Origin of the sequence: Staphylococcus kloosii (assembly GCF_003019255.1) — a bacterium.
Lineage (GTDB): Bacteria > Bacillota > Bacilli > Staphylococcales > Staphylococcaceae > Staphylococcus > Staphylococcus kloosii.
This window is the reverse complement of the sequence record NZ_CP027846.1, coordinates 618887-638365: the sequence shown is the minus strand read 5'-3', so window position 1 is coordinate 638365 and position 19479 is coordinate 618887. Positions and strand designations below refer to the sequence as shown.

Genomic DNA, 19479 nt, shown 5'->3' with positions numbered 1-19479 from the left:
AGATGGGTAAACAAATATTGTGATTTTTAAATCACATATTTGAGGAGGAATTTATAGTAATGAATTATTTTGTCGCACAATTCGGAGCTGAAGAAACGAAACTTGTTATTATCGATAAGCATAAGAAAGTTATTGATAGTAGTTTTGCAACGCTTGATGATAATAACTATGTAAAACAACTTGCCGATAGTTTAATAGAACTTGCGCACAAAAACGACTTGTATCATGATGATTTAAATGGCATAGGTCTTATCATTAATGATATTAAACAAATTAATTACTTTGATAATAAAACTTTAATTAACGATTTAGAATTTACTTTTAATTTCAAGGCAATACTTGAAGATAACTATGATGCCTTGATAGATAATATTGTTAAATAATTAAATTATAAAGTGCCAATCAGCATGTTGATGATTAATACATGTTGATTGGCTTTTTTACTTTTCTTATAAATCAATAATTATTTTGAGCTGCGCTATTCTACAGGATCTTTTATAAGTATTGCTCGCTTTCCACGGGGACTGTCTCAGCCTGTAGTCTTCGCCTAGTCCTGTTCCTGTAGGAGTCTCGCAATACCATTTATTCCATTGTTTGATAATAGTTGTGTCAGGACGCTTGCTCAAAATATAACTGTCGAATTATATCATTAGGTTGCTTTGGGTTTATTATTTATAACTGGTATTGGGTTAGTAATGAAATCTATAACTTTTTTCATGACATTCAAATATGTTTTATAACGCTTGCTCGCTTTCCTCGGGGACTGTCTCAGCCTGTAGTCTTCGCCTAGTCCTGTTCCCGTCGGAGTCTCGCAATACCACTTATCTCTTTGATTTGATCGTAGTTGTATCTGGACGCTTGCTCAAAATATAACTGTCGAATTATATCATTAGGTTGCTTTGGGTTTATTATTTATAACTGGTATTGGGTTAGTAATGAAATCTATAACTTTTTTCATGACATTCAAATATGTTTTATAACGCTTGCTCGCTTTCCTCGGGGACTGTCTCAGCCTGTAGTCTTCGCCTAGTCCTGTTCCCGTCGGAGTCTCGCAATACCGTTTATTTCTATGTTTCGTTGTGACGTAATTACACAATATAAAAAAGGCAATTTCTATTTTCGAAATAGAAATTGCCTTTTTATGTTATTGACTATATTTATTATTTAATTGTACCAGCGTCTTTATCATGTACGCCATGACGATAATAATCAATATATTCAGGGTCTAATGGTTTTTTACCACGGATGATGTCTGCAGCTTTTTCAGCCATCATTAATACTGGTGAATGGATATTACCATTTGTAGTACGTGGCATTGCAGAAGCATCTACGACACGTAGATTTTCCATACCATGAACTTTCATAGTTTCTGGGTCAACTACTGACATTGGGTCTGAAGCTGGTCCCATTTTAGCACTACAAGATGGGTGTAATGCTGTTTCTCCATCTTTAGCAACCCAGTTTAGTATATCTTCGTCTGATTGTACTTCAGGTCCTGGTGAAATTTCTCCGCCATTATATGGATCTAAAGCTTTTTGAGATAAGATGTTACGTGCAACTTTGATTGCTTCTACCCATTCGCGTTTATCTTCTTCAGTTGATAAATAGTTGAAGACAAAGTCTGGTTTTTCAAATGGGTCTTTTGATTTAATTTTCAAGCTACCGCGTGAGTTAGAGTACATTGGTCCAACGTGTACTTGGTAACCATGTGCTGTAGGTGCTTTTTGTCCATCATATCTTACAGCAATTGGTAAGAAGTGGAACATTAAGTTTGGATAATCAACTTCGTCGTTTGAACGTACGAATCCGCCACCTTCGAAGTGGTTTGATGCTGCTGCACCTTTACGAGCAAAGATCCATTGTAAACCAATAAATGGCATTTTGAATTTATTTAAACTTGGTTGTAATGATACTGGTTGTTTACATTTATGTTGAACATAAACTTCTAAGTGGTCTTCAAAGTTTTCACCAACACCAGGCAAGTGAATACGTGGTTCAATACCTAATGATTTTAAGAATTCTGAATCACCGATACCTGATAATTGTAATAACTGAGGTGTATTGAATGCACCACCTGATAAAATAACTTCTTTAGCATTTATAGTATGTTCTCTACCATTTTTCTTGAATGTTACGCCAGTTACTTTGTTGTTACCTTCAAAATTAATTTTAGTAACGAATGCACGTGTTTGTACATCTAAGTTTTTACGTCTCATAGCTGGATGTAAATAAGCTCTTGATGCTGAGACACGTCTCCCGTTGTGTACTTGGCTATCAAATGGTCCAAAACCTTCTTGACGGAAACCATTTACGTCTGGTGTTTTATTATATCCTGCTTCAACACCGGCGTTGAAAAATGCTTGGAATAATGGGTTTGTAGCTGGTCCACGTTTTAATTTAATTGGACCATGATGACCACGGAATTCATCGTCTTTAGTTGCACCGAATGTTTTTTCTAAACGTTTAAAGTATGGTAAACAATGTGCGTAATCCCAATTATCCATACCTTCTGGTTGTGCCCATTTTTCGTAATCCATTGGGTTACCACGTTGATAAATCATACCGTTGATAGAACTAGAACCACCTAAAACTTTACCACGTGCATGTCCCACTTTACGGCCTTTCATAAATGGTTCTTCATTTGTTTCATAAATCCAGTCGTATAATTTGTTACCTGCTGGATACATTAATGCTGCTGGCATTTGAATTAGTAAATCCCAGAAATAGTCACTACGACCTGCTTCTAATACAAGTACGTTTTTTGATTTATCTTCACTTAAACGACTTCCTAAAACTGATCCGGCACTTCCGCCACCAATTATAATATAATCATATGCTTCTCTCATTTATATATGTCCTCCCGTACTATAATCTGAGTTTGCTAATTGCTTTATTGTTTACCAAACCAATTTACAGGTTCAGGTTGTGTATTTCTTAAGATATGTTTTTCAATTTGGTATTCAGCTAAACCGGTTTTACCAAGTTCTCTACCGATACCTGATTGTTTGTAACCGCCCCAAGGTGCTTGAGCAAAGTAAGGATGGAAATCATTGATCCATACAGTACCCATTTTCAATTTGCTTGCTACGCGTTCAGCTTTACCAACATCTGTAGTAAAGATGCCACCAGCAAGACCATATATTGAATCGTTTGCTAATTCAATCGCTTCTTCTTCAGTTGAAAAACCTTCAATTGTTACTACTGGACCAAATACTTCTTCTTGTACGATACGCATTGAAGTATCACAGTCTGTAATTACAGTAGGTTCGAAGAAGAATCCATCTTGTAAGTCTTCTCTATCTGGACGTTTACCACCGATAGCGATAGTTGCATTTTCTTCTTTAGCAACTTCCATGTATTTTTCAATTTTGTCACGGTGCTCTTGTGAAATAACTGGACCCATTTCAGTATCTTCATCAAAACCGTTACCTAATTTAATATTTTTAATACGTTCGATTAACGCTTGTTCGAATTTTTCTTTAATGTCGTTATGCACAATGATTCTTGAACCTGCTGAACATACTTGACCAGCATGGAAGAAACCACCGTTAAGCGCTTGGTCTACAGCTAAATCGAAATCTGCATCAGCAAAAATTACGTTAGGGTTTTTACCGCCTAATTCTAATGCAATGTTTGTAACATGATCTGCCGCTTGTTTCATAATGTGTTTACCAGTTTTAATACCACCAGTGAATGATACAAGGTCTACGTCTTCGTGTGCTGATAATGGTTCACCAACTTCTGAACCTTTACCGAGCACTAAGTTAATAACACCTTTAGGGAAACCAATTTCTTCCATTAATTCGAATACACGTATTGTTGTTAATGGTGTAATTTCACTTGGTTTCATTACTAATGAACAACCAGTTACTAATGCTGGTGCTATTTTCCAAGATGCTTGTAATAAAGGATAATTCCAAGGTGTGATTTGTGTTACGACACCAACTGGTTCTTTAATAATTTTACTGTCAGTGTTTGGAATTGGAGAATCGATTATTTCTCCGCCATCTTTATCTGCAAGTCCTGCATAATACATAAATACATTATGGATATCATCCATGTCTGCATAAGACTCTTCTAAAGTTTTACCAGTGTCTAAAGTTTCTAATCTAGCTAGTTCTTCTTTGTTGTTTTTAATCGCATCTGCGATAGCTCTTACTTTTTGTCCTCTTTGTTCACTTGTTGTTTGTTGTGAATATTCTCCGTCTTCAAATGCTCTTCTAGCAGCTAAGATAGCGCGTGTTGAATCTTCCGCTGTACCTTCTGCTACTTCTAATATTGTTTCTTGATTATATGGATTAATAATAGTACGTGTTGCTTTGTTTGAGCTGTCTACCCACTCACCATCAATGTATTGACGACGAGATAAATTGTTTACAAGTTGCATCAAATTACCTCCGTTAAGTTTGTTAAATTTTTATTTAACGAATTTTACAAAGTTATGTTAGCATAGTAATTGAAGCTATGTCAAATCTCTCTTAAAACGTTATAGATGACTGATATAGGTTTGTGCTATAGTATGTTAATATTGAGAAAAATATTACATACAGAAAATTAAGTTTAAAAACCAGATTCGGAGGTGCATTACATGTCGACTAAAGACCAACCTGAAGCTTTAATAGAACAAGCTAAAGATATTGTTATTAACGCAATTGGCGCGACAATGGATTTATATGGCATTAATCGTAGTGTTGGTAACTTGTATGGCACGATGTTATTTGAAGATAGCATGACATTAGATGAAATGCGTCAACAGCTACAAATGAGCAAGCCAAGCATGAGTGCTGGGGTTAAAAGATTACAAGAATTTCATATCGTCAAACAACAGTTTACACGTGGCAGTAGAAAACAACATTTCGTTGCTGAAAAAGACTTCTTCAATTTCTTTAATAATTTCTTCACTCAAAAATGGAGCCGAGAAATTGAAATTAACAGAGACGGTGTCTATAAAGCGATATCCTTATTAGATAAAATCTTAGATGATAGTCAAACTGATGATGATACGAAACAACAAGCTACAAAAATTAAAAACCAATTAATCGACACATTGCCATACTATGAATGGTTAGAAAATCTTAGTGACGCAATTGATTCAGGGGAAATATTTAAATACTTCCCAATTCCTGAACCTCGTCAACCTGAATAACATAACTTAAACAAGTCTTATAGATGCATCGTCTATAAGGCTTTTTTGTTATCTCTTTTAACTTGTTATAAAAAACAGCGAAGAATTCTGTTCTTTATGAATTCCTCGCTGTTCAATATTTTTATAAGTTATCGTCTAAGTTTTCATCTTGCTGTCGTTCTCTTACTTGTGTGATACGTAATGATCTTCTTTCTACTTCTTTATAACGGTCGGCACGACGTTGTAGTTTCAATCTGTCGTTCGATAGTGTTTTCAAGAATGCGACCATCATTATTACAAATATGACGAGCAGTGGCACACTGGAAACAACCGTAGCCGTTTTAAGTACTTCTAATGAGCGTTGACCACCGACAAGCATTAATGAGAATGGTAATAAACATAATGCGAATGCCCAGAATAAGCGGTTAGGTTTTAATGGTTCACCTATAACTTTTTTCTGTGAAGCCGCTGCTAATATATATGAACCAGAGTCAAATGTCGTAGCCAAGAATAAAAATGCTGAAATTAAGAATAATGCGATGACTACTTTTGAAAATGGTAAATGACTTAATATTTTCATTAGCGTGGGTTCAGTACCAATTGTATTAATGGAATGCACAACATCAAATTGTCCTGATAATTGTAAGTAAAGTGCAAAGTTACCAAAAATACCAAAGAATAACATACAACCAAATGTTCCGTAGATTAATGTTCCTAGTACTAATTCTTTCAACGTTCTTCCTTTTGAAATACGTGCAATAAATAGACCAATGAACGGTGCATAAACTAACCACCATGCCCAATAGAAGACTGTCCATTGTTCAGGGAATTTGTTATCTGGTTGTCCTTTAATTTGTCCTAATGGTTGCGCGTATGTCGCCATTTCGAAGAAATTCTTAAATAAGTTACCTATACTTGTTACAGAATTTTCTAATATAAACATTGTTGGACCCGCAATAAGAACAAATGCTAATAATACAAATGCTAATATAACGTTCCAGTCACTTAGTACTTTAATACCTTTTTTCAATCCTGAATAAGAACTGTAGGCGAAAATAACAGTAATCGTAAATAGCACGACACCTTTAGTAACAATGCTATTACCATTAATACCAAACAATGTTTCTAATCCGGAAGAAATCATTGGCACACCTAGTGCAAGTGAAGTTGCAGCTCCACCTACTAAACCAAAAATAAATAGTACGTCTATAATTTTACCAACGTAGCCATCAGTTTGACCTCTTAGTACTGGTCTTAATGTCTGACTAATTTTATAAACTGGTTTTTTCTTTACAAAAATTTGATATCCAATGGCCAATGCAGGTAAAACGAATGTCGCCCATGCGATTGGTCCCCAATGGAACATACCGTACATAGAAGCGTATTCTAATGCTTCATGACTAAAAGGTTTTGCATTATGTGGTGGTGCTTGATAATAGAAAGCCCATTCCACTAATCCCCAATATAAAATATCAGATGCAATACCAGCACAGAAGAGCATCGCCGCCCAACTGAAAGTATTAAATTCTGGTTTGTCTGTTGCTTTACCTAAAGTAACATTGCCGTATTTACCAAATGCAATGTATAACACGAATCCTAATACGGCTAAGCCTAAAACTAAATAAGCTACACCTAAAGAACTCGTTACTACTTCGTTCAATTGTGTGATTATATCTTGGCTGGCTTTAGGAAAGGCCATCATCGGTATAACTGCAATAAGTAAAATTGCAAACGCACCTATAAATGTAGGCCAATCCATCAGCGTTCCTTTTCTCTTTTTCAAAATCGAGCACTCCCCATTATAGAATTATTATGTATTGTGCATAACTTACTAAATTTAGCAACATATGCAATTGATTTAATTCATAATGAAGAGATTAACGAACTTTATATAATAATGCAAATTACATACAATTTTGTTTTCTGTTTTTAATGAATAAATATATAAAAAGTTAATTTTAATAAGTCATAAAAATCGCCATAATCACAGTGTTAAATTTAAATTTAACGTAATGAACAAATCTTACAATGTAAACATTTTGTATTTATATTCACAAAAATATAATAAATATTCATTTCAAAAAATTCTTTTTTTTGCTAAAATCGGTATTTTTTTGTGACCATTTCCAATAAAATCAACTCATTATTAACAACTTATTTTTGCGGTTGATTATACCAATTTTTCAGAAATTTATATAATACCTCACTAAAGTTTTCTAATTCATTTACGCTTATTTTTTCATCGACACTATGTGCTTCTTCTAAACTACCAGGACCATATAAAATTGTCGGAATACCGAAATAAGCAGTCCACCCTCCATCAGTCACTGTCGTACTTAGACCTGTCTCTAAAGGCGCACCATGAACTTGTTCATGTACATCACTAAGCAATTTATAGCCCGAATGCTCTGTAGGCACTACAAAACTCGGAAATATTTCGCCACGATCTTCAATCATAGATGCTCCTCCCCATTCAAATGTTAGTGGATTTTGTGCTAACCATAAGTCTGCTTGTGCTACTTTATTTAAATAATCTTCAATTTCCGCCACGACTTCTTCATAACTTTCATTCGGTAAATAATGAACAGTAATCCATAATCGACATTCGTCAGCGATGAATGCGGGGTGTCTACCACCTTCGATGACAGCAGGGTTTATCGTGTTTGCTCCCGGCGTCATTCCCTCATAAGATTTCATTACTGCCCAATGTCTCTCTAAGTCATTGAGCGTGCGAATTATAACCGTCATCTTTTCAATTGCATTAGCACCAAATTTTCCGCCACCGGCATGTATCATGCTATGTCTCGCTCCATCATGGACTGTTTCTTTACTTTTTATTGTAATCCAACCCGTTATGACACCTCCTTGACCTAAGGCTTTTTGCTCACTGGTATCAAGTATTAATGCTAAGTCAGCTTGCGGACTATGTTCACACGCTAATTTAGTACCGGCTTCACCTACTTCTTCGCCAACGACAGATTGAACAATAATGTCACCTTTAGGTCGTATTTGTTGCTGATATAATTGTTCTAACACATAAAATAATGTTGCCATACCACCTTTCATATCGCTTACACCTCTGCCATACAACCACTCGTCTACTTGAGTCAGTTCAAAAGGAGGATACTGCCAGTTACTATCATCTTCGACAGAAGCAACATCCATATGCCCATTTAAGATTAATTTAGGTGCATTCGGGTCCTGTCCTTCTAATGTTGCAATAATCACGCTATCGTTGTCATATAACGGTTCTCTTTTAATGTTAAAACCTATGTCTTGCAACAATATCGCTACCTCATCTTGAAGTGGGTCTGTATTTCTTCCAGGTGGACTTTCCGTTTGATGTGCTATAAGTTGTGCTAATAAATCTAAATGTCGTTGTTCCATCTAATTTCACCCTTTGTCATTTATTTATCGATAATGTTAACATAATAAATCAAGCAGTTTACATAATCGTCATTTTAGTTATTTTTCTTCATTAAATAGTAAAAACACTAAGCCCCAAGCCTTATATTACTTATAGTTAAATCTTCTTTGCTTTGAATCTATCGCATTATAGATTAAATATATTTCCATTTTATTAGTATAATGATTGCGTTCTCGCTCAATTTTCATCATACTAGAGATGAATCTAGTAAAAGGAGTGGAAGTAATGAATAAAGAACAACTTGAAAAAATCAAAACTGGTAAAGGATTTATTGCAGCGCTAGACCAAAGTGGCGGAAGTACCCCTAAAGCACTTAAAGATTATGGCGTAGCAGAAGATCAATATAATAGTGAAGATGAAATGTTCAAATTAGTTCATGACATGCGTACTCGTATTGTTTCTTCACCTGCATTTACATCAGATAAAATTATTGGTGCAATCTTATTCGAACAAACAATGGACCGTGAAGTTGAAGGTAAACACACTGGTGATTACCTAGCTGACAAAGGTATCGTACCTTTCTTAAAAGTCGACAAAGGTCTTGATGAACAAAAAGATGGCGTTCAATTAATGAAACCTATCCCAGACTTAGACGAATTGTTACAGCGCGCTAACGACCATAAAATATTTGGTACTAAAATGCGTTCTAACATTTTAGAATTAAACAAAGATGGTATTGATTTAGTCGTTAAACAACAATTTGATATTGGTAAACAAATTATTTCAGCTGGTTTAGTTCCAATTATCGAGCCTGAAGTTAACATTAACGCTGAAAACAAAGATCAAATCGAAGCTTATTTAGCGGAATCAATTTTAACTGAACTAAATAAATTAAATGAAGATCAACTTGTAATGCTAAAATTAACTATCCCTACAAATGCTAATCAATATAAATCATTAATTGAGCATCCAAATGTAGTACGTGTTGTTGCATTATCAGGTGGTTACAGCAGAGAAGATGCTAACAACTTACTAAAAGAAAATGACAACTTAATTGCAAGCTTCTCTCGTGCTTTAATTAACGACTTAAACGTTAATCAATCTGAAGCAGACTTCGACAAAATCTTAGGTGATACAATCGATTCAATTTACGATGCTTCAGTAAATAAAAACGCATAAATAATTTTCAAATTAAAATAAGCACCGGTACTTTGTACCGGTGCTTTTGCTTGTGATTTTACTTTTTAATAGATAAATATTTAGTTTCTAAATATGGTTCAATACCTTCAGTACCACCTTCACGGCCATAACCACTTTCTTTAAAGCCACCGAAAGGCGCATGTGCTGCTGATGGTCCACCATCATTCCACCCAATCACACCGTATTCTAGTTCATTATACAATTTAAGTCCTGTGCGATAATCATTAGTATAGAAATATGCCGCAAGACCAAATGGCGTATCGTTAGCAATTTTTATCGCTTCATCAAGGTCACTATATGCCATTACTGGCGCAATCGGGCCGAAAGTTTCTTCATTCATAACTTTCATATCTTGTTTGGCATTTGAAATAACGACTGGTTTTAAGAAGTTGCCACCTAATTCAGTTACTTCATCTAATGAGCGTGACACATGTCCACCTTTACCCATAGCATCTGTAATTTGGTCTAAGACTTTGTCTACAGCACCTTGATTAATTAATGGACCAACTTCTGTACCTTCGTCCATACCGTTACCTACTTTAAGGCCATGTACTTTAGTCATTAATTTTTCGGTATATTGGTCAACGATATCTTCGTGAACATAAATACGGTTTGCACAAATACAAGTTTGGCCAGCATTTCTAAATTTCGAAGCAATTGTCGCTTCAACTGCAGCATCGATGTCTGCATCTTTGTGAATAATAAACGGTGCCAATCCACCAAGTTCCATTGTGGCATTTTTCACTGAATCTGCCGCATCTTTAATTAATGTTTTACCCACTGGCGTAGAACCAGTAAATGTAATTTTACGAATCGCTTCATGACTTGTAAAAGCCTCACCAGCATCTCTACCAGACGCTATAATGAAAGAAATCGCATCTTTAGGGAAACCAGCTTCATGTGCAAGTTCTACAAGTCTAATCGTTGTCAATGGCGTTTGTACTGCTGGTTTACAAACGATTGTACATCCTGCTGCTAATGCTGGTGCCATTTTTCTAGTAATCATTGCAGCTGGGAAATTCCACGGCGTAATCGCTCCAACTACACCTACAGGAAATTTACCTACTAAAATTTCTTTGTCTGGCGTATTAGCAGGAATTGTGCGTCCATAAATGCGTTTTGCTTCTTCTGCGTACCATTTTACATAAGAATTAGCGTAAGCCACTTCACCTTTTGCTTCAGCTAATGGTTTTCCACCTTCTAAGGTGATAAGTTCAGCGATTTCATCGATATGTGCGTCGATTAATTCTGCCCATTTCAATAACTTGGCTGAACGTTCATGCGCATCAACAGTTCTCCACTCTTGAAACGCTTCGTATGCTCGATCAATTTGAGCAGTAATCTCTTCATTACTAGTATATTCAAGTTCTTTAATAACGGCATTTGTTGCCGGATTTAATACTGATAATTTTGACATTTAAAAATCCCCCTTGTTTTAAGGTCTTTCTACCTACTGCAAGTTACACAATATATACGCTATCGTTGTACTTCTTTGTGGTATTACAATATAGGTCACTCGAAAATATAATTAAATTTTCAAAGTGACCTTATTTATATTATACCCACTGTTAAGCGTTTATTTCAGCAAACGCTTTATTTAATATTGCAAATCCTTTTTCTAACTCGTCTTCAGTAATCACTAATGGTGTTAAAAATCTAATCACATTACCTTTGATACCAGCCGACAATAATAACAAACCATTGTCATTAGCAGCTTTGACAAGTTCGCCAGTTAATGCTTTATTAGGTTCCCCAGTTTTTTCGTCTACTAATTCAAAAGCAACCATCGCACCTAATCGACGTGTTTTAGTAATACAATGATATGTTTCGCTTAAAGTATTGATTTGATTTTCAATTTGTTGACCTATTTCTTCAGAACGCGCATTCAATTGTTCTTTTTCGATGATATCGATTACTTTTAATGCAGCTTCACATGCAAGCGGATTCCCAGCATATGTGCCACCAATTTCGCCTGGGTTTGCACTATCTAATATTTCTTTTTTACCTACAACACCACTTAATGGGAAACCCGCAGCAAGTGATTTTGAAACAGTCATTAAGTCTGGTTCTACATCGAAATGTTCAATAGCAAACATCTTACCTGTACGTGCAAAGCCTGTTTGAATTTCATCGGCCACAAATACAATACCATTTGCTTCACAAATTGCCTTCACTTCTTGTACAAATTCTTTAGGAGGGATAACAAATCCACCTTCACCTTGTACAGGTTCCATTACGATACAAGCTACTTCTTCTGGATCTACTGTTTCAATAAAGAAATCTTTTAAGCGTGCGATACTTTGAGCTACAAATTCTTCTTCAGATACGTTTGCTGGCTTTTCAGATAAATTTGGGTATGGCGCTTGATATACTTCTGATGCAAAAGGTCCAAAACCAAATTTATATGGTCTAACTTTACTAGTCATAGACATTGTTAAATTTGTTCTACCGTGGAAGCCACGTACAAATGAAACTACTGCTTGTCTGCCAGTATGTTTACGCGCTAATTTAACGGCATTTTCTACCGCTTCAGCACCTGAATTAAGTAAAACTACTTTTTTATCAAAATTACCCGGTGTAATTTGCGTTAATTTTTCTGCAAGATTTAAATAACTTTCGTACATAATTACATTAAATCCTGGATGAATAAATTTATCTAACTGTGTTTTTAAATGAGCCGTTATTTCTGGATGTGAATGTCCTACATTCAACGTACCAATTGCGCCTGCAAAATCGATAAATTCGTTGCCATCGACGTCTGTAATCGTCGCCCCCTGTGCTTTATCAGCAACGTGTAAATTACCGTTCCCTACTCCTCTAGCTACAAATTGTTCTCTCTTATCTTTGAATTTTGTGAAATTATTAGACATACTGAAAACCTCCACCCTTTACATACTAATTGTGTATTTTGTCTATCTATTACTAAAATACACTTTCATGAAAAGCCCTTTGTTTATTTCATACAAGTAGCTCTAACATTTAGTAAAAATTTATCTGATTGTTGGTATTGTGTAAAGGACCAGTTATTTAATTTAGAGGGTACCAATTTAATTAATTAATACTTGTCGCAAAATATTCACCGCTTCTGGAATAGCTTCAATTTCTAACTGTGAAAATCCAATAATTAAAGTTTTATATTTTGTTTGGTCACTAACCGGAGCTACCGTAAAACGATTAATCGTATAAAGTTCGATTTCATGGCTTTTTGCACGTGTTGCTATTTCGTCGTAACTATATTCAGTATCCACTTCAACTATAAAATGTAAACCGGCATGTGTATCATGAATTTTGATTTTAGATTGAAATGTTTCTTTTAATTGTTCAATCAATTGTGCTCTTTTAGCTTCATATAAATGATGCATTTTTTTAATATATCTTTCATAATGACCATCTTTAATCATTAAATATAAAGTTAAGGCATTAAGCATAGAAAAATCTGGTATAACATTATTGTTGATGTGTTCAAATTGCTCCACCAATGAAGTTGGTAATATCATATAACTTAATCTTAGACCCGGCATCAGCGTTTTAGAAAATGTACCTAAATAGATCACGCGATCACTTTTATCAAAACTATATAATGACGGAATATTGTCTGTATTATATTTAAATTCACTATCGTAATCATCTTCAATGACATAACCATTCGTTTTAGTTAACCAATTTAACAAATCAATACGTCTAGAAATCGGCATAATCGTGCCCATCGGAAATTGATGTGATGGCGTGACAATCACTAAGTCTGGTGCAGCAGCCTTAATAGCAGACATAGAAATGCCTTTATCGTCTAAATCAATCGGAATCGTCGTTCTTTTAGTTCTGTTTAATATATCTCTAAAGCGAAAATAGCCAGGATTTTCTACCGCTATTTTGCTATCATCGGGCATGACGTCCATAATTTGTTTTAATAAGACATTCGTGCCTGATGCTATTACGATTTGTTCGGCATTGCATTGAATTCCTCTTTTATAGGAAACGAGTTTAGCAATCGCTTGTCGTAACTCAATTGGCCCTTTCAAATCTGGAATCGCCGACAACCGACGACTATAATTTTTAAACACTTGTTTCATTAATTTCGTCCAAGTATCAACCGGAAATTGCGTAATATCAGTACTCATATGAGAGAAAGAATAACGATATTGTTGTTCTTGTGGTGCTGTAGTTGAAGTTAAAGTATTTGTCGTTTGTGGTTCGACAATTAATTTTTCAAGCGGTTCTATAAAATAACCTTTACGTTCAAGTGTATAAATGTAACCTTCTTCAAGTAATTGTTCATAAGCAGTTTTGACACTATTTACACTTACATTGAGGTTTTGTGCCATTTCTCTTTTTGAAGGTAATTTTTCATTACTATCATATTTAAATGATAAAATATCTTCTTTCAAATTGTTATATAACTCTCGATAGATAAAAGTATTGTTATTTTGATTCATAAGTCATCCCCCTGTTACATCCTGTTGCATCCCTTTATATCCATGTCCTATAACTGTACATAATCGAATTTATCTTATCATTACTTGCTATTAAATGTATACGTTACATATAAAAAAACCAGAAGAGTAGCTCTTCTGGTTTTGTACATATTATAAAATTGGTGAAGCGAGTTTAGCGATTGATTGTTTAAATTTAACCCATCCAGAACGTTCATCATAACGTTCTTTCGTTAATTCTTTAGACACTTTCAAGTCTTCTTTAAACGCCTCAGTTAATTTAGTAGCAATACCTTCATTATAAATAAAGGCATTTACTTCAAAGTTTAATTCAAAACTACGTACGTCCATATTGGCAGAACCAACACTTGAAACTTCGCCATCAATAATCATCATCTTAGAATGGATAAAGCCATTTTCATACGTATATACTTTAACACCATCTTGAATCAACTCTGCCACACTAGATAATGTAGCCCAATGCACTAGTGGTTGGTCTGGTTTATTCGGTATAATCATTTGCACGTCTATACCTGATTTAGCAGCAATACGTAACGCATTGATATAACCTTTGTCCGGTACGAAATATGGCGTATGAATATAAATAGACTCTTTCGCACTCATTATCATTTTTAAATACCCAAATTCGATTTGATGCCATACATCACTCGGGCCACTTAGACCTAACTGTAACATCACGTTACCACCAGGGTAAGCATTGTCTGGGAAGTATTTATCCGCAAATCCAAGTTGTTCATTATTTGTTTGTGAATTCCAATCTTGAATAAAGCTTAATTGTAAAGCATCGACGCCATCACCTTGTATTCTTAAATGTGAATCTCGCCAATAACCAATTTTTTCGTCTAAGCCTAAATATTCGTCACCAATGTTAAAGCCACCTACGTAACCTTTTTTTCCATCAATAACTAATATTTTACGGTGGTTTCTGTTATTAACTCTAAAATTCAATAAAGGTATAAATCGAGCTTTAAAGAAGGCTTCGACTTGCCCACCATCTTCTTGGAACTCTTTAAATTTATACTTGTGTAAATTTTTCGAGCCAACTGCATCATATAATAATTTAACTTCTAGGCCTTCTTTAGCCTTTTGTTCTAGAATTTCAACAATTTCTTTTCCGATACCATCTAATTCTAAAATGTAGTATTCCATATGGATATAATTTTGTGCATCACGTAAATCTTCTTTCATTTGATCAAATAAATCGTGTCCATCTGTATAAACATCGACATGATTGTTATTACTTAAAAATGATTCATCTTTTACTAGCAATGAATGCACGATACCTTCATGCTTTTTAGTAATGGGATCATCGTCAGCTGAAACGTGACCTGTCGACTTTTCAATTTGATTTTTAGCACGTTGTCTACTATCTTCAACGTTATCGCCTTTACTTGAGTAATAAGAACTTTTCAGTTTTACCGTACGTCCTAAGAAAATGTACAAAATAAAACCGAGAATTGGCATTACGAATAATAGTAATAACCAAGCCCATGTAGACGTTGCATCTCTTCTATCTCTATCTAAAAAGATAATGATGAAAGCTAAAATAATATTAATTCCAAAGAAAAAAAGTAAAATCCCTCTATAAATAGGACTTACACTCGCATCTAACAGTATTTGCAAAAAGAACACCTCGTTTTGTTCAACTTAAATCTATTTGTTGTCACATGTAATACTATTTAAACATATTTCAAAAAATAATGATATTCAGATAATATTGGTTACATTTAATAAAGATAAGCATATATTAGTCTTTACATGTAACGACTTGATTGTTCTTTACCCGTATTTCATGCTAAAAACCATAAAAGAGTGCCATTGCAAGTTGCAATAGCACTCTTTAGTAATTATATTGATTCATCGATTAGGAATTTTTCTATATAAAATGCAGATTCCTCAATTGATTTATATTCCGTATTAATCACATTCGCATTCAATTTATGGAACACTTCTTCTGCATGAGCTAATTCCTCTTTAATTCGTTCCATACTATTATAGTTTGTAGGACCACTTAACCCTAATACTTTCACACGCTCACTACGAATATTCATTATATAGTTTGGACTCGCTGTTAATCCAAATACCTTCATTTTTTTATTTTTATAAACTTCATCTGGAATATCTACTTCCGGTACTAGTGGAATATTAGCTATCTTATAACCTTTATTAGCTAAATACATACTTAACGGAGTTTTAGAAGTTCTAGACACCCCGATGATTAAAGCATCCGCTTCGCCTATATCGGTAAAATGTTTACCATCGTCATATTTCACAGAATATTCAATGGCTTCAATGCGTTTGAAATACTGCTCATCTAACTTACGCAAAGCGCCGCTTTCTAAAATAGGTTCACTGTGTGTACGATTTTGTATAAATTCAATCAACCCTGACATATAATCGATATACGCTATGTCTTTTTCTTGTGCATAAGCGGACCCTACTTTATTAAAATCTGGATTTACTAAAGTCGTTACGACAATAGCTGATTTAGCAATAGCACGATCTAGTATGCCAATTAATTCTTCTTCACTTTTAATGAAAGCAAATTTTTCTATAGCAATATGATGTAAGTCAGGAAATTGCGACAAAGTTGCATGTATCATTCGTTGTGCCGTCTCACCGATAGAGTCAGAAATGACAAATATCGTTAGTTTGTCGTTATACTTACTATTTAACACTCAATCGCCCACTTTCTACTGCGCTTTGTGCCGTTGCTAAAATAGCACCTGGCACTCTAAATGGTGAACAAGATACGTAATCAATTGGCAATGTATTAAAGTATGCTATAGATTTCATGTCTCCACCTAGCTCACCACACACACCAATTTTAATATTAGGATTGACTGCTTTCGCTTGTTCAGATGCTAGCTTAATAAGTTGGCCGATACCATCGACATCAAGCGTTTGGAATGGGTCGATTTCCATGATGCCTTGATCAGCATATGCATTGATAAACTTACCGGCATCATCTCGTGAAAAACCGTAAGTTAACTGTGTTAAGTCATTCGTTCCAAAACTAAAGAAGTCTGCCTCTTTAGCAATTTCATGTGCAATTAAACAAGCTCTAGGCGTTTCGATCATAGTTCCAATAGCATAATTAAGCTCATGACCATTTTCTTGTGCCATTCTTTCAATCTTATCAATAATCATTGCTTTTAACGTTTTAAATTCTTCGACTGTAGACACTAAAGGTATCATAATTTCTGGATTCGTTTCGATACCTTGTTCTTTTAAGCGAATTACACTATTCATAATGGCTTCAACTTGCATCTCATACAATTCAGGGTATGTAATTGCTAAACGACACCCGCGATGACCTAACATTGGATTTACTTCATGTAACTGTTCAATATTCTGATTCAATTCTCTTGTAGAAACGTTTAATTGTATTGCCACACTTTCTTTTTCTTCTTCTGATCGAGGTAAAAATTCATGTAATGGTGGATCTAATAAACGAATTATTGTCGGTCTATCTTCAGATTGTCTTAAAATCTTTTCAAAATCATCTGTTTGATAAGTACTAATTTTATTTAATGCAGCGACGCGTTGATCGTGGTTATGCGCTAAAATAAAACGACGCATTTCAACCAATCTTTCTGGAGCAAAGAACATGTGCTCCGTTCTAACAAGACCAATACCTGTAGCATCAAATTGATATCCAGCTGCTATATCTTGTGGTGTTTCAGCATTCATACGTACACTTAGTTGAGCAATTTCTTCAGACCATTGCATAAACTGGCTAAATGCTTCACTACGTTGTGCACTAATAGTATCAACTTCGCCCACATAAATATCACCGTTCGCACCATCTACAGATACAATGTCACCTTCACTTAAGACGCCTTGTGGGAACGTAACTGTACGTTGTTGCGTATTAATTTCTAAATTTGCACATCCTGTTACACAACATTTACCCATACCACGCGCTACAACTGCCGCATGTGAAGTCATTCCGCCATGCGTCGTTACGATTGCTTCACTCGCTACCATACCTTCAATATCTTCTGGAGACGTTTCAGGTCTCATTAAAATCACTTTTTCTCCTTGTTCTGCTTGAGCTTTAGCATCTTCTGCAGAGAAAACAATTTTACCTGTTGCAGCTCCAGGGCTTGCAGGTAAACCGGCTTTCGAAATAACAGTTGCTTGTGCTAATGCTTGTTCGTCAAAATTTGGATGCAATAATTGATCGATTGATTTTACTTCTACTTGTTTAATCGCATCTTCTTTACTAATAACACCTTCTCGCACTAAATCTACTGCGATATTAATTGCTGCATTAGCAGTACGTTTTCCATTTCTTGTTTGTAAAATATAAAGTTGTTCATTTTCAATCGTGAATTCAATGTCCTGCATATCTTTATAATGTTGTTCTAAGCTTTGAGACACTTCGACAAATTGCTGATGAACATGAGGCATTTGGTCATGTAATGTTGCTATATCTTTAGGCGTACGAATACCTGCCACTACGTCTTCGCCTTGTGCATTTAGTAAATATTCTCCAAATAATTTCGCTTCTCCTGTCCCCGGATTACGTGTAAATGCTACGCCCGTACCACTACGATCTCCACTATTACCAAAAACCATTTCTTGTACATTTACTGCTGTACCTATGTCATATGGAATATCATTTAATTGTCTATAAACACGAGCACGGTCATTGTCCCAAGATTTAAATACCGCTTCAATTGCTTCGGTTAATTGTACAATTGGCTCTTGTGGGAATGGTTTATCAACCTTTTCTTCATATATTGCTTTATAGCGTTCACATATTTCTTGTAGCCCTTCCGCTGGAATATCGGCATCAATTTCATAACCATGTTGCTTTTTATAATCATTAAAATATGTATCAAATGCAGTCATTGGTACGTCATAGACGACTTCACCAAACATTTGTAATAAACGGCGGTAACAATCATAAGCAAAACGCTCGTCATTTGTTTTGCGGGCAAGCTTTTCTACATTGTCATCATTCAAACCTAAGTTCAAAATAGTATCCATCATTCCTGGCATTGAGATTTTGGCACCACTACGTACAGATACTAATAATAAGTTGTCATTAGACGAGAATGCTTTATTCGTACGTGTCGAAAATGCCGCTAATTGATCTTGAAGTTCAGACATTAATGCTTCAGATAATGTGCCTCCTTGTTCAAGGTAGTCAATACAAGCTTGCGTCGTAATTGTAAATCCATCAGGCACTGGTAACCCTAACCTTTTCATTTCTGCTAAGTTCGCACCTTTACCCCCTAATAAATCTTTCATGCCTTTTTTACCTTCATCGAATGCGTATATTAATTTCGTCATACTAAACACCTCTTTAATTTTTAATATGTCAT

The 19479-nt window shown here is 34.9% G+C and carries 13 protein-coding genes; 3 read left to right on the top strand and 10 right to left on the bottom strand.

The genetic code is table 11. From position 1 onward, the window contains the following. Positions 1–59 precede the first annotated feature (59 nt). Complete coding sequence (locus C7J89_RS03015) at positions 60–383, top strand: hypothetical protein (protein ID WP_103296021.1); 324 nt, start codon at positions 60–62, stop codon at positions 381–383. 777 nt (positions 384–1160) lie between these two features. On the opposite strand, the gene betA is transcribed toward C7J89_RS03015, so the two are convergent. Both betA and betB read right to left on the bottom strand, forming a co-directional pair. Then, on the bottom strand, positions 1161–2846 hold the full coding sequence (gene betA, locus C7J89_RS03005; RefSeq protein WP_061853830.1) for a choline dehydrogenase: 1686 nt from the start codon (positions 2844–2846) through the stop codon (positions 1161–1163). A gap of 44 nt (positions 2847–2890) precedes the next feature. Then, the gene (gene betB, locus C7J89_RS03000) at positions 2891–4387 is read right to left on the bottom strand and encodes a betaine-aldehyde dehydrogenase (RefSeq protein ID WP_061853831.1); all 1497 of its coding nucleotides are present in this window, start codon (positions 4385–4387) and stop codon (positions 2891–2893) included. Positions 4388–4588: 201 nt separating this feature from the next. On the opposite strand from betB, the gene cudC reads away from it, so the two are divergent. Next, positions 4589–5146, top strand: a complete 558-nt coding sequence (gene cudC, locus C7J89_RS02995) for a choline uptake/conversion transcriptional regulator CudC (protein WP_061853832.1) — start codon at positions 4589–4591, stop codon at positions 5144–5146. Between the two features lie 121 nt (positions 5147–5267). Here the strand turns inward: cudC and C7J89_RS02990 are convergent, their stop codons facing one another. After that, positions 5268–6884 (bottom strand): BCCT family transporter, encoded by a 1617-nt coding sequence (locus C7J89_RS02990; RefSeq protein ID WP_103294665.1) that lies wholly within the window; start codon positions 6882–6884, stop codon positions 5268–5270. Between the two features lie 395 nt (positions 6885–7279). Beyond that, positions 7280–8512, bottom strand: a complete 1233-nt coding sequence (locus C7J89_RS02985) for an acetylornithine deacetylase (protein WP_103294661.1) — start codon at positions 8510–8512, stop codon at positions 7280–7282. A gap of 265 nt (positions 8513–8777) precedes the next feature. Here C7J89_RS02985 and C7J89_RS02980 point away from each other — a divergent pair, with 265 nt between their 5' ends. Further along, positions 8778–9671 carry a fructose bisphosphate aldolase gene (locus C7J89_RS02980; RefSeq protein ID WP_061853835.1) on the top strand — a complete coding sequence of 298 codons (894 nt, stop codon included), beginning with the start codon at positions 8778–8780 and terminating at the stop codon, positions 9669–9671. A gap of 58 nt (positions 9672–9729) precedes the next feature. Here C7J89_RS02980 and C7J89_RS02975 read toward each other — a convergent pair whose 3' ends face one another. The 6 genes from C7J89_RS02975 to ppdK all read right to left on the bottom strand — a co-directional run bounded on the left by C7J89_RS02975 (position 9730) and on the right by ppdK (position 19447). Beyond that, a complete protein-coding gene (locus C7J89_RS02975) occupies positions 9730–11109 on the bottom strand; it encodes an NAD-dependent succinate-semialdehyde dehydrogenase (RefSeq protein WP_061853836.1) in 1380 nt (459 codons plus the stop codon). 151 nt (positions 11110–11260) lie between these two features. Next, positions 11261–12562: a 4-aminobutyrate--2-oxoglutarate transaminase gene (gene gabT, locus C7J89_RS02970; protein WP_103294660.1), complete on the bottom strand. Its 1302-nt coding sequence runs from the start codon at positions 12560–12562 to the stop codon at positions 11261–11263. Positions 12563–12739: 177 nt separating this feature from the next. Beyond that, positions 12740–14125 carry a MocR-like transcriptional regulator GabR gene (gene gabR / locus C7J89_RS02965; RefSeq protein ID WP_061853838.1) on the bottom strand — a complete coding sequence of 462 codons (1386 nt, stop codon included), beginning with the start codon at positions 14123–14125 and terminating at the stop codon, positions 12740–12742. A 150-nt stretch (positions 14126–14275) separates the two neighbouring features. Beyond that, positions 14276–15766, bottom strand: coding sequence for a cardiolipin synthase (cls, locus tag C7J89_RS02960; protein WP_103294659.1), 1491 nt, complete (start codon positions 15764–15766; stop codon positions 14276–14278). Between the two features lie 224 nt (positions 15767–15990). Continuing rightward, positions 15991–16821 (bottom strand): pyruvate, water dikinase regulatory protein, encoded by an 831-nt coding sequence (locus tag C7J89_RS02955; RefSeq protein ID WP_061853840.1) that lies wholly within the window; start codon positions 16819–16821, stop codon positions 15991–15993. Then, on the bottom strand, positions 16811–19447 hold the full coding sequence (gene ppdK, locus C7J89_RS02950) for a pyruvate, phosphate dikinase (RefSeq protein WP_103294658.1): 2637 nt from the start codon (positions 19445–19447) through the stop codon (positions 16811–16813). The genes C7J89_RS02955 and ppdK overlap by 11 nt, the downstream gene beginning before the upstream one ends. Between the last annotated feature and the right edge of the window lie 32 nt (positions 19448–19479).

Coding starts and splice junctions, on each gene's coding strand:
- C7J89_RS03015 (WP_103296021.1), top strand. CDS start 60: ATGAATTATTTTGTCGCACAATTCGGAGCTGAAGAAACGAAACTTGTT.
- betA (WP_061853830.1), bottom strand. CDS start 2,846: ATGAGAGAAGCATATGATTATATTATAATTGGTGGCGGAAGTGCCGGA.
- betB (WP_061853831.1), bottom strand. CDS start 4,387: ATGCAACTTGTAAACAATTTATCTCGTCGTCAATACATTGATGGTGAG.
- cudC (WP_061853832.1), top strand. CDS start 4,589: ATGTCGACTAAAGACCAACCTGAAGCTTTAATAGAACAAGCTAAAGAT.
- C7J89_RS02990 (WP_103294665.1), bottom strand. CDS start 6,884: ATGGATTGGCCTACATTTATAGGTGCGTTTGCAATTTTACTTATTGCA.
- C7J89_RS02985 (WP_103294661.1), bottom strand. CDS start 8,512: ATGGAACAACGACATTTAGATTTATTAGCACAACTTATAGCACATCAA.
- C7J89_RS02980 (WP_061853835.1), top strand. CDS start 8,778: ATGAATAAAGAACAACTTGAAAAAATCAAAACTGGTAAAGGATTTATT.
- C7J89_RS02975 (WP_061853836.1), bottom strand. CDS start 11,109: ATGTCAAAATTATCAGTATTAAATCCGGCAACAAATGCCGTTATTAAA.
- gabT (WP_103294660.1), bottom strand. CDS start 12,562: ATGTCTAATAATTTCACAAAATTCAAAGATAAGAGAGAACAATTTGTA.
- gabR (WP_061853838.1), bottom strand. CDS start 14,125: ATGAATCAAAATAACAATACTTTTATCTATCGAGAGTTATATAACAAT.
- ppdK (WP_103294658.1), bottom strand. CDS start 19,447: ATGACGAAATTAATATACGCATTCGATGAAGGTAAAAAAGGCATGAAA.